We start from the raw sequence: 11,648 nt of genomic DNA, 5'->3' as shown, positions 1-11,648 counted from the left end.
AAGGGACAAAAAATGAAACTGAGCATCGAAGGATGGGATGACGGCGCGCCGATCCCGATCAAATTCGCATTTGGCAAAATTCCGGCAGAAGGCCGGTTTGAAACATCCGACAATATCAGCCCGGCGCTGAGCTGGTCCGATGTTCCAGCCGGCACCAAATCATTTACCCTGATCTGCCATGACCCGGATGTCCCGTCCTCGGGCGAAGACGTCAATATCGAAGGCAAAACCGTTCCGGCCAGCCTGCCGCGTGTTGATTTCTATCACTGGGTGCTGGTCAATATTCCCGCCACCACCACAAGCCTCGCCGAGGGCGCAGGTTCAACCGGCATCACGCCAAAGGGCAAGCCGGCTGGTGTGAAGGCGCATGGTGAAACCGGCATCAATTCCTATACTGATTGGTTCGCGGGCGATGCGGATATGGGTGGCAACTATGGCGATTACGATGGCCCTTGCCCGCCCTGGAATGACTCAATCATTCACCACTATCATTTCACGGTCTATGCGCTGGATACAGACAAGCTCGACCTGCCGGAAAACTTTACCGGTCCGGATGCCCTTGCCGCCATCGAAGGCCATGTGCTTGATAAGGCAAGCTACATGGGCACCTACACCATGAACCGTGATCTCTGATCTGTCGGCACGCCGCATTTCCAACCCCGGTCGGGATTACCCGGCCGGGGTTTATTATGAAACGGCAAGGTCGCTGGCCTCGTTTAACAGCCAGTCACGGAATTGCGTAACCGGTGCACGCAGCTCGCGATTTTTCGGCCAGACCAGATAATAGCCCAACGGCACTTTCACGACCTGATCGGGAAACAGATGGATCAGCTTGCCTTCTGCGATATCTTCTTCGGCTAGCAACGGATTGGCCAAAACGACACCCTGTTCATGAATGGCCGCTTCAATCGCCATGGATGTCTGATCAATTTCCACGCGTTTGATCCCGCGAATTTCCGACCCTGAAAGCCCGGAAAATGTACCCAACCATTCTTCCCACCAGGCATGCAAAATGTCATTGAGCAAAGTCGCACGCACAAGATCATCGGGCGTATTCAGGCCCATTCTTTCCCGATAGGTCGGCGCGCAAAAGGCGGCTGCCTGCCCCTGATACAGCAACACAGCCTCAAGGCCTTCATCCTTGCCATCAAAGTAACGGACAGCCAGATCAACCGGATCATGGTCGAAATCAAGCAGAACGGATGATGAGCCGACATGCAGTGATGTTTCGGGATGCGCGATCAAAAAGCGCGACATCCGTTTGGAAAACCATTTTGCCGCAAAGCTCGGCGGCATGACAAACCGCACCGCATGATTTGACTGATCGCGCAAATGATGGCTGGCATCGCGGATCTGCTGCAAGGCCGGGGCAATGCGCGCGGCATAGGCCAGCCCATCTGCGGTTGGCGTGATCTGCCGAACCCCGCGCGTAAACAGCTCCACCCCAAGCCATTCTTCAAGTTTGCGGATTTGCTGCCCGACCGCGCCGGGTGTGACATTGAGCTCATCCGCCGCCAGCGCAAAGCTTTTATGGCGCATGGATGCCTCGAACGCAGGCAGTGATTTAAGCGGCGGATAGGATCCCATAACGTAGATTCTCTATTCCATAAGCCAGATACTATGATTTGTGAAACCTACCGGAAAATCTGACAATGGGCCATGGTTTTTACAAACTGGCCCGCCACCATGAAAAACAATGCCTATATCGTCTTCGGGTTTCTTGCCCTTGTCTGGGGCATGACCTTTCTGTTTAACAAGACCGCAAGCACGCTCATCACCCCGACGCAGATCGCAACCGTTCGGGTCTTCATGGGCTTCTTACCGGTTCTTGCTGTGGCCGTGATCGGACGGAAACTTAAATGGCGGCATTTGCGCTATGCCCATCATTTTATCGCGATGTCGGTTCTCGCTGGCAGCCTTTACTATTTCAGCTTCGCTAAGGGCATCCAGCTTTTGCCATCAAGCCTTGCCGGAATGCTGAGCGGCGCCATTCCGATGATTTCCTTTGTCACCGCAGCCATCTTTTTGCGCGATGAGCCGATCAATCGGCGCTCCATGCTTGGTCTTATGTTTGGCTTTGCCGGCGTCGCCATGATTGCCCGCCCATGGGATGCCAGCATTTCGGCACATGATCTGGCCGGGTTTGGTTATGTCGGACTGGGGTCGCTTTGCGTCGGCCTGTCGTTTGTCTATGCCCGCAAATTCCTGAGCCCGCTTGGCATCTCGCCACTTGCGCTATGCACTTACCAGCTCGGCATTGCTTCCCTGACACTGCTGGTCACGACCGACTTCACCGGTGCAACAGCGATCTTTGATAACGGCTGGATTGCCCTTGGCCTGTTCTTCGGGCTTGGCCTGTTCGGGACCGGAATTGCTTATCTTTGCTATTACTACGTGGTCGAGAAGCTCGGTGCGGTCAAAGCAGCAAGTGCGACCTATATCCCGCCGATCATCGCCGTTCTGACCGGGTCATTGATCTTGGGTGAAACCGTTCGTCTGCTTGATCTGGTTGCGATGGCAGCCATCATGACAGGCGTTGTCGTCATGCAATCCGGCCGACCGCGCAAAGCGAACAGAAACAGCATCCCTTCCCGCTCGCCAGAGCTTTGCCCGGCGACGAACCGTTAGTCGGCGTTTAATGCACCGGGCACTCAAAACAAAAAACGGCCCGTGAAATCACGAGCCGGGATTTGAGCACAAGGCTGAACGACCTTTAACGGTGATGTCAAAGAGTGCCAGACCGCGCCATGTCTTCCAGTGCCATTTTCACGGCCTGGGCGCGGTTCGAGACGTTCAGTTTGCGATAGATGTTTTTCAGATGGTATTTCACCGTGATCTCGCGCAGGTCAAGGTGACGGGCGATATCCTTGTTCGGACGCCCTTCTGACAGAAGTGCGAGAACTTCACGTTCACGCGGCGTCAGGCGACCAAAATCACCGTCACTTCCGAAACCACCCGCCAGACGATTATCGCTGTCACCGGAACCTGACAGACTGTCATTCATATCGGTCAGGATCGAAGACGGCAGATACTTGTCACCGGCCAGAACCAGCTGGATCGCATTCGCCAAAGCCTGCCCACGCAGGGTTTTGGGGATAAAGCCATGTGCGCCGGCTTCAATCGCCTTGCGGACATCATCACTGCGATAGGCACCAGATAGAAGAACCACGAAGGTCTTGTCTGCCACTTGTTCCAAAGTGCGTTTCAGACCTTCGAGGCCATTCATGCCCGGCATGCGCAGATCAAGCAGCACCAGATCGAATGTATTATTCGCTGCTATCAGCTCGAGTGCGGGGTCCAAGGCCCCTGCTTCGGCCACTTCGCAGTCATCGAAATACTGTTGGAACAGTAGCGAGATTGCTTCACGAACAAGGTCGTGATCGTCCGCCAAAAGGATACGCAATGCTGTCGCCTTTCATCTACCTAATCGGCTCCCTCACCTACCTGCGAAGGATACCACACCAAAAGGTTGCACCTACTCAATTTTTCGGTCTGGGGAGCTCAGGATACGAAAGCCGGCACGTATTAGCAAACGAGAAGTTTTCCAAGCACATGCCGTATCGTCAAATCACGACAGAACTTCTGCGCGCGCAACCGGACGTAGTTCTTCGAGTTTCGCATTCAAAGTCGATGCCGTAACATCAATATTTCTGCTGCCAAAATCGGCCATCAGCAAGGCAACAACACCATTTTCGCGCGGGTTGGCGACGACCTCACCAATGATCTTGCGCGTGTAGTCCTGACATTCTTCCTGGCTCATGCCCATCTGCTCGCCCGCCCACTGGACAAGCATTTTATAAAGATGGGTTTCCACGCGGAAATCCTGTTCAAGATCAAAGCTGTACTTGGCTTCGAATCCGCGTTCACGCTCGTTAAAGCTGCTCATTTCGATCCCTCCTGATATTTGGTCATTTTGCCAATGGGGCCAAAGTGGTCAAGTCTTTGTCGGTCATACCATTTTAAATGACACTAAACGACACCGATTTCACCCCTTTGCCTTATACTTTTGAATTTGACAAAGTGCGGTTCTGCACGCTTTGATCTGCCTCATGTGTACAGTCATTATTTTACGCCGCCCCGACCATGACTGGCCGGTACTGATTGGCGCCAACCGCGACGAAATGAATAACCGCCCCTGGAAGGCCCCTGCCCGCCACTGGGAAGACCGCCCGGATGTGATTGCCGGACTGGATGAAACCGCCGGCGGAACGTGGCTTGGCGTCAACGAGGATGGCGTGGTTGCCGCAGTCCTGAATCGCTATGGCACGCTTGGCCCGGCAGAGGACAAACGATCACGCGGTGAACTGCCGCTTGAGGCGCTTGATCATGCCGATGCCATTGATGCCGCCCAGGCGCTTGCCGAACTTGATGGCGATGCCTATCGGGCGTTTAACATGGTGATTGCCGATAACCGCGATGCCTATTGGCTGGCAAACCGGGGGACTGGCAAGATCGAAATCACCGAAATCCCCGAGGGCATGTCGATTCTCACCGCCCATGACCTTAATGATACGCAAAATAGCGCGCGCACCAGACGAAACCTGCCGCGCTTCATCAGTGCGCCTGCGCCGAATCCCGAAGCCGATGACTGGTTTGCCTGGCAGGCCCTTCTGGCAGATACCGGGACAGAGGCCCCGGATCCCGACCATCATGACATCCGCGCGGATGCGATGCTGGTGCGCAGCAATATCGGCTTTGAGACGGTTTGTTCGTCCCTGATCGGCCTTCCGGCGATTCCCACAAGCGAACATGAACTGCCGCGCCGCCCGATCTGGCTGTTTGCCGAAGGCCAGCCGGACAAAACCACGTTCCACAAGGTCGATGTCTAGGATTAAACGGTTACAAACTTCGTCTGACCACAATGAGTTAGGGTCAAAGTCAAAGTTCGGCCACCGCCCGAACGTGACGGTTGCAAATTTCGATTATCAAGTTTGCATAAATAGAGCTTAAGCGGCAATTGAGTTTCTCGCCAAGCACTGCTATACGGAGGGCGCGAATTTCAGGGTGCCTGCTGCGTCGGACGGCGGGCTCAGGGTCATGAGCCTGTTAGTTTTATTGTAATGGCAACCGTTATGTTTGTGAAATCCAAGGAAAAATCCGCAGTTCGGGGCGGCGCCCCGGACAAGGGTTTTGACGCGGGAGTTCACAAACATAACAGTTGTCCTGCGGATCAATCAGGTTTGCACGGGCTATTTTGTCGCAAAATCTTGAAAGATACATATCTTCCGGCGATTTTGCTCCGCATATCCGCACAAACCTGATTGACCATTGCAACAAAAATAACAGGTCATGGCCCTAAATGTGAAAGATCCCGCCAATGTCCAGAAAGCAGCCCATTTACGAGGGTAAAGCCAAGGTTCTTTACGAAGGTACGGAACCCGGAACGATCATTCAGTATTTCAAGGACGACGCCACGGCGTTCAACGCCCAGAAGCGCGGCACCATTGCCGGCAAGGGTGTCCTGAACAACATGATCACCGAATTCGTCATGACCCGTCTGGCAGAAATCGGCATTCCGACCCACTTCATTCGCCGCCTGAACATGCGCGAACAGCTTTGCAAGAAATGCGAAATTGTTCCGATCGAAGTCGTGGTCCGCAACATCGTTGCCGGTTCGATGGCCAAGCGCCTTGGTCTGGAAGAAGGCGAACGCCTGCCGCGCCCGATCGTCGAGTTCTATTACAAGGACGACGCGCTCGGTGATCCGCTGGTTTCTGACGAACATATCCTCGCTCTGGGTTGGGCAAGTGCCGAAGAGCTCGAGGAAATCGTTGGTATGACCCTGCGTGTGAATGACTATCTCTGTGGTCTGATGCGCGGCATCGGTCTGAAACTGGTTGATTTCAAGCTTGAGTTCGGTCGCGTCTGGGAAGGCGACTTCCCGCAGTTGGTTTTGGCCGATGAATTCAGCCCGGACAACTGCCGTCTTTGGGATGCGATCACCAACGAAAAGATGGACAAGGACCGCTTCCGCCGCGATCTCGGCGGCGTCGAAGAGGCCTATCAGGAAGTTGCACGCCGTCTCGGTGTCCTCCCCGAGTCCGCCGAAATAGAGCAGCTTAAAAAAGACGAAAACAAATAACCACAAGGCCGCGTTCGCGCGGCCTTTTCTTATGGCTGGCCGCCGCTTGGTGTCGGACAGCGTTTTGTTTGCAAACAGAACCCCGCGCGAGACCCGCGCATGCGAACTTAAAGGAGCTTCTCGTGAAAGCACGTGTTCATGTCACCCTGAAGAACGGCGTTCTCGACCCGCAGGGCAAAGCCGTTCACCACGCCCTTCAGGGCCTGGGTTTTGATGGCGTCAACGACGTCCGTCAGGGCAAATTCATCGAACTCGAACTGGATGGCACCGATGCCGCCAAGGCCGAAGCCGAGGTCAAGGAAATGTGCGAGAAGCTTCTCGCCAATACCGTGATCGAAGATTACAGCATCGAGCTGGCCTGATCACCACTGATCACCCGGACGGGCTTTGCCAAGGCTTGGCCCTTGTCCATCGGGATTAAGTAACGGACACTAATCGAGAGACGGTATTCCATGAAATCCGCTGTCATCCTCTTCCCCGGCATCAACCGGGAGAATGACGCCATCGCAGCACTTGCGCAGGCCACCGGCACCGAGCCGACCCTGGTCTGGCATGGCGACACCGAGCTGCCCAAGACCGACATCATCATGGTCCCGGGCGGCTTTTCCTATGGCGACTATCTGCGTTGTGGCGCCATGGCCGCCAAGTCACCGATCATGCGTGCAGTTGCCGAACGTGCCAAACAGGGTGTCACCACCATTGGCGTTTGCAACGGCTTCCAGATCCTGACCGAAGCAGGCCTGCTGCCAGGTGCCTTGATGCGCAATGCCAGCCTGAAATTCATCTGCAAAAGCACGCATCTGAAGATCGAAAACGCCGATACCCGCTTTACCAATCTTTATGGCGCAGGCGAGGTTGTCGAATATCCGGTCGCCCATCACGACGGCAACTATTTTGCCGACAGCGAAACGCTTGACCGCCTTGAAGGCGAAGGTCGCGTTGTGCTGCGCTACTGCGATGTCGATGGCAAAGTCGATCCGGCGACCAACCTCAATGGTTCTCAGCGCAACATTGCCGGCATCATCAACGAGGCAGGTAACGTCCTTGGTATGATGCCCCACCCCGAGAACGCAATCGATCCGCTGCATGGTGGCACCGATGGCCGCAATCTGTTCAAAAGCATGGTGGAGGCCGCATCGTGAGCACCAACGATTTCAACACCCCGATCACGCCGGAACTGGTCAAGGAACACGGCCTGAACGAGGAAGAATACAAACTCGTTCTCGAAATCATGGGTCGCGAGCCCAACATCAACGAGCTTGGCATTTTCTCGGTCATGTGGTCTGAGCACTGCTCCTACAAGTCCTCGAAAAAATGGCTAAAAACCCTTCCGACCAAGGCTGACTGGGTCATTCAGGGCCCGGGCGAAAACGCCGGTGTCATTGATATCGGTGATGGTCAGGCTGCCGTCTTCAAAATGGAAAGCCACAACCACCCGTCCTTTATCGAACCCTATCAGGGTGCGGCAACCGGTGTTGGTGGCATCATGCGTGACGTCTTCACCATGGGTGCCCGTCCGGTCGCAAACCTTAATGCCCTGCGTTTTGGTGAGCCGGATCATCCGAAAACCCGCCATCTTCTGAGCGGTGTGGTCGAAGGCATCGGCGGATATGGCAACTGCATGGGCGTTCCGACCATCGGTGGCGAAACCAACTTCCACGCATCTTACAACGGCAACATCCTGGTCAATGCGATGACCGTGGGTCTGGCCGATACCGACAACATCTTCTATTCGGCAGCTGCCGGTATCGGTAACCCGGTTGTTTATGTCGGCTCGAAAACCGGTCGTGACGGCATCCATGGCGCGACCATGGCATCGGCCGAGTTCGATGATGACAGCGAAGAAAAGCGTCCTACCGTTCAGGTCGGTGATCCGTTCACCGAGAAGCTTCTGCTTGAAGCCTGCCTTGAGCTGATGGCAACCGACATGATCGTCGCCATTCAGGACATGGGGGCCGCTGGCCTGACCTCGTCCTCGTTCGAGATGGCGTCCAAGGGCGGCGTCGGTGTTGAGCTGTGGCTTGATAAGGTCCCGATGCGCGAAGAAGGCATGACGCCCTATGAGCTGATGCTTTCAGAGTCGCAGGAACGCATGCTGATGGTTCTCAAACCCGGTTGCGAAGATGCCGCCAAGGCGATCTTTGACAAATGGGAACTCGATTTTGCCGTGATCGGTACGCTGACCGACACCAAACGCATGGTTCTGAAATGGCACGGCGAACTTGCAGGCGACCTTCCGATTGATCCGCTGGCCGAAGCATCGCCGGAATATGATCGTCCGTGGGAACCGACCCCGAAACAGGATCGCATCGATCCGGCAAGCCTTTCGGGCAAGATGAGCCACATCGACGCGCTGAAAACCCTGATCGCATCGCCCGACCTCGCGTCGCGTCGCTGGATCTGGGAACAGTATGATCATCTGGTCCGTGGCAACACCGTGATCCGTCCGGGTGGTGATGCCGGTGTTGTCCGTGTCGAAGGCACCAACAAGGGCCTTGCGGCGACCACCGACTGTACTCCGCGTTATGTCATGGCCGATCCGGTCGAAGGCGGCAAACAGGCTGTTGCCGAAGCTTACCGTAACCTGGTTGCAACCGGTGCCAAGCCGCTTGCCATCACGGACAACATGAACTTTGGCAACCCGGAACGCCCGCGCATCATGGGTCAGTTCGTTGGCGCCTGCCAGGGCATTGGCGAAGCCTGCATTGCGCTGGAATTCCCGGTCGTGTCGGGTAACGTGTCGCTTTACAACGAAACCAACGGCATCGGCATCATGCCGACCCCGGCCATTGGCGGCGTTGGCCTGATTTCCGATCTTGGTCACCACGCAACCATCGGCATCAAGCGTGACGACAGTGCGCTGATCATGATCGGTGCGGCCACCGGTGAGCTTGGTCAGTCGCTGTATCTCAAGACTATTGAAGGTCGCGAAGAAGGCGCACCGCCGCCGGTCGACCTTGGTGCGGAAAAACGTGCCGGTACTGTTATCCGCGAACTGATCGAACTCGGTCTGGTTCGGACCTGCCACGATATCGCTGATGGCGGCCTGCTGGTCACCGTTGCCGAGATGTGCCTTGCCGGCAATATCGGCGCCGACGTCTACCTGCCAGAAAGTGGTAGCGAAATCGCATGGCTGTTTGGCGAAGATCAGGGCCGTTACGTGATTGCCACCCGCGATCCGGACAAGGTTCTGAATGCCGCAAGCAGCGCAAATGTTGCCGCCGCCATCATCGGTCAGGCCGGTGGCGATGCGCTTTGCATTGACGGCGACGCCAAAGTGACCCTCTCCGAACTGCGCGCCCTGAACGAAGGCTGGATGCCGTCCTTCATGGCCGAAGCAGTTCAGTAAGCAGAACTGAATTCAAACATAAAACCCCGCCAGAGTAATTTGGCGGGGTTTTTGTTTAAATACAGAGGAAACAGCCCTCTGCAAGTCACGATATATATGGGAAAACGGCTAAGTGAGACTACGAACCAAGTCTTGAACAACACTAATTTTCCAAACAATCCCAATATCAGACTCTTCATTGATACGACCGCTGTACACCCCAAAAATCCGGAAATTCTCTCCGTTGGAAGTGCATAGATCGCCATCCTTCATAAATACACGGCCTTTCGGGCGGTAAGCCACAACGGGAGAGCCGGATTGTCCCTTTCGCGTTCGGCAATCAATCAAAAACTGTGGCAAGTTCTCGTATCCGATATCAATTTCTGATGCGACGAAACCAGTCGCCCATATCGCTAAACTTCCACCGCCAGTTCTTCCAAAAGGAAAGCCAATTACACTCAGCGGGTCTGCTGGCCCAACACGAAATTCTGAATTGGGATTATTCAAGTCATAGGGAAGCAGTGATACCCCATCCAACGAAGTTAGGGGCAATGCGACGACATCAACTTTAGCACCGAGAGTCGGGTGTTCGAACCACCTAGGCTCTCCATCCGCATTGTATAAAAGTTCGAGGCGCTCAACTCCATCGCCTAACGATCCTTGCTTGTTGTGCCTTACAACGATGCGGTCTGGAATTGCTGCATGTTTTTCATCAAGTAATTCGCCGGTTAAGTTGTTCCTGCCTGTAACATTATGTCTGTTCGTAATTAACAACGGCCCGATATTAGAACTAACCACAAAAGCTGTGCCAGTGGCCAAACGCACATTTTCGAAGAACATACCTATACAGAGAGACATTGCGGATGGTCTCGCAATAAGTACGTCTGGATTTTTCGGCTGTTCGTTCACTGACACTAGAGCTAAACGCCTCACTTAAAGCTGATCTTGGGGAATAGGCCCTTTTTCTTCGGGGCCTCGACCGGTCCAACCTGCTCTTCCACCGCAGAAGCGATCTTTGCGGCAATCGCACCATAAGCCTTGGCGTGATCGCCATCGGGTTCGGTATCGACAATCGGCTTACCTTCATCCGCACCCAGACGGATTTTGAGATCCAGCGGGATTTCACCGAGGAACGGCACGCCCAGTTCATCAGCCGCCTTATGCGCCCCGCCATGATCAAAGACATGATCGACATGGCCGCATTCCGGGCATTTGTAATAGGACATGTTTTCGATCAGGCCAAAGACCGGCACATTGACCTTGCGGAACATATTGAGGCCCTTTTTGGCATCCAGAAGGGCGATGTCCTGCGGGGTTGAAACGATGACAGCCCCGGTGACCGGAACGCGCTGCGCCATTGAAAGCTGAATATCGCCCGTGCCCGGTGGCATATCAACCACCAGCACATCAAGATCGCCCCAATCGGTATCGCGCAGAAGTTGCTCAAGTGCGCCCATCGCCATCGGACCACGCCAGATCACCGGCTGTTCTTCATCAACCATGAAGCCGATCGACATGATGCGCATTCCAAAGGCCGATGGTGGGATCATTTTGCCCTGATGTTCCTTGGACGGCACCGGCTTGGCATCGCGAAGCCCCATCATGCGCGGCAGGCTCGGCCCATAAATATCGGCATCAAGCAGACCGACCTTAAGGCCCTGAGCCACCAGCGAGAGTGCAAGGTTGACCGAGGTAGTTGATTTACCCACCCCGCCCTTGCCCGAGGCAACAGTTACGATGCTGCGCACGGTTGGCAGCTCAAGCGGCATCTGACCCCCACCCTGCGGGCGTTGTCCCGGCTGGGCCGGGCGTGCTTGTGACGCTTGCGGTGCACGCGGCTGCGGCGCGGCCTTCGGGCGCTCTGCGGTAAGGGCCACACGGGCTGTTGTGACCCCGTTCACAGCAGCCACTGCCTTTTCGGCAGCCTGACGCAAATCTTCGAGTGCGGGACCCCGTTCGGGATCTACCGCGATCATGACATTGACGGTTTCATCATGTATATCAATGCCTTGCACCATACCCTTGGTTGTGATTGATTGGCCGTCGACCGGGTCGATTACGGCTTCGAGGGCGGCAGTAATCTGTTCACGGTTGAGCGAAGTCATATTGCGGTCTCCAAATTTCGGCTTAAGTCCGTGGTCACACAGAACTTGCAGGCGCGTATCATTGTTTTGCAAGGCAAGCTGTCATATAAGGCCATAGTGCTCGGTAAGCAAAGATAAACACCGAACGGCAAGA

At 55.1% G+C, this 11,648-nt stretch carries 12 protein-coding genes; 7 read left to right on the top strand and 5 right to left on the bottom strand.

The features are described 5' to 3' along the window. Positions 1 to 12: 12 nt before the first annotated feature. Positions 13 to 633 carry a YbhB/YbcL family Raf kinase inhibitor-like protein gene (locus UF64_RS08360; RefSeq protein ID WP_044828112.1) on the top strand — a complete coding sequence of 207 codons (621 nt, stop codon included), beginning with the start codon at positions 13 to 15 and terminating at the stop codon, positions 631 to 633. Positions 634 to 687: 54 nt separating this feature from the next. On the opposite strand, the gene UF64_RS08355 is transcribed toward UF64_RS08360, so the two are convergent. Then, on the bottom strand, positions 688 to 1,587 hold the full coding sequence (locus UF64_RS08355) for a LysR substrate-binding domain-containing protein (protein WP_044828111.1): 900 nt from the start codon (positions 1,585 to 1,587) through the stop codon (positions 688 to 690). A gap of 99 nt (positions 1,588 to 1,686) precedes the next feature. On the opposite strand from UF64_RS08355, the gene UF64_RS08350 reads away from it, so the two are divergent. Next, complete coding sequence (locus UF64_RS08350; protein ID WP_044828248.1) at positions 1,687 to 2,628, top strand: DMT family transporter; 942 nt, start codon at positions 1,687 to 1,689, stop codon at positions 2,626 to 2,628. 97 nt (positions 2,629 to 2,725) lie between these two features. On the opposite strand, the gene UF64_RS08345 is transcribed toward UF64_RS08350, so the two are convergent. Beyond that, entirely contained in the window at positions 2,726 to 3,403 is a 678-nt protein-coding gene (locus UF64_RS08345; protein ID WP_044828110.1) for a response regulator transcription factor, read from the bottom strand. A gap of 165 nt (positions 3,404 to 3,568) precedes the next feature. Then, positions 3,569 to 3,886 carry a DUF1476 domain-containing protein gene (locus UF64_RS08340; protein ID WP_044828109.1) on the bottom strand — a complete coding sequence of 106 codons (318 nt, stop codon included), beginning with the start codon at positions 3,884 to 3,886 and terminating at the stop codon, positions 3,569 to 3,571. A 163-nt stretch (positions 3,887 to 4,049) separates the two neighbouring features. Here UF64_RS08340 and UF64_RS08335 point away from each other — a divergent pair, with 163 nt between their 5' ends. The 5 genes from UF64_RS08335 to purL all read left to right on the top strand — a co-directional run bounded on the left by UF64_RS08335 (position 4,050) and on the right by purL (position 9,431). Next, on the top strand, positions 4,050 to 4,829 hold the full coding sequence (locus UF64_RS08335) for an NRDE family protein (RefSeq protein ID WP_044828108.1): 780 nt from the start codon (positions 4,050 to 4,052) through the stop codon (positions 4,827 to 4,829). Between the two features lie 488 nt (positions 4,830 to 5,317). Beyond that, complete coding sequence (gene purC / locus UF64_RS08330; protein WP_044828107.1) at positions 5,318 to 6,082, top strand: phosphoribosylaminoimidazolesuccinocarboxamide synthase; 765 nt, start codon at positions 5,318 to 5,320, stop codon at positions 6,080 to 6,082. A 122-nt stretch (positions 6,083 to 6,204) separates the two neighbouring features. Continuing rightward, positions 6,205 to 6,444, top strand: a complete 240-nt coding sequence (purS, locus tag UF64_RS08325) for a phosphoribosylformylglycinamidine synthase subunit PurS (RefSeq protein ID WP_008891731.1) — start codon at positions 6,205 to 6,207, stop codon at positions 6,442 to 6,444. Between the two features lie 90 nt (positions 6,445 to 6,534). Then, on the top strand, positions 6,535 to 7,224 hold the full coding sequence (gene purQ, locus UF64_RS08320) for a phosphoribosylformylglycinamidine synthase subunit PurQ (protein ID WP_044828106.1): 690 nt from the start codon (positions 6,535 to 6,537) through the stop codon (positions 7,222 to 7,224). Next, entirely contained in the window at positions 7,221 to 9,431 is a 2,211-nt protein-coding gene (gene purL / locus UF64_RS08315; protein WP_044828105.1) for a phosphoribosylformylglycinamidine synthase subunit PurL, read from the top strand. The genes purQ and purL overlap by 4 nt, the downstream gene beginning before the upstream one ends. A gap of 108 nt (positions 9,432 to 9,539) precedes the next feature. Here the strand turns inward: purL and UF64_RS08310 are convergent, their stop codons facing one another. Both UF64_RS08310 and UF64_RS08305 read right to left on the bottom strand, forming a co-directional pair. Beyond that, positions 9,540 to 10,250, bottom strand: a complete 711-nt coding sequence (locus UF64_RS08310; protein WP_052657505.1) for a trypsin-like peptidase domain-containing protein — start codon at positions 10,248 to 10,250, stop codon at positions 9,540 to 9,542. 89 nt (positions 10,251 to 10,339) lie between these two features. Further along, complete coding sequence (locus UF64_RS08305) at positions 10,340 to 11,515, bottom strand: Mrp/NBP35 family ATP-binding protein (protein ID WP_044828103.1); 1,176 nt, start codon at positions 11,513 to 11,515, stop codon at positions 10,340 to 10,342. Between the last annotated feature and the right edge of the window lie 133 nt (positions 11,516 to 11,648).

This window comes from Thalassospira sp. HJ (assembly GCF_000948415.1).
Lineage (GTDB): Bacteria > Pseudomonadota > Alphaproteobacteria > Rhodospirillales > Thalassospiraceae > Thalassospira.
This window is presented reverse-complemented; position numbering and strand designations above follow the sequence as displayed.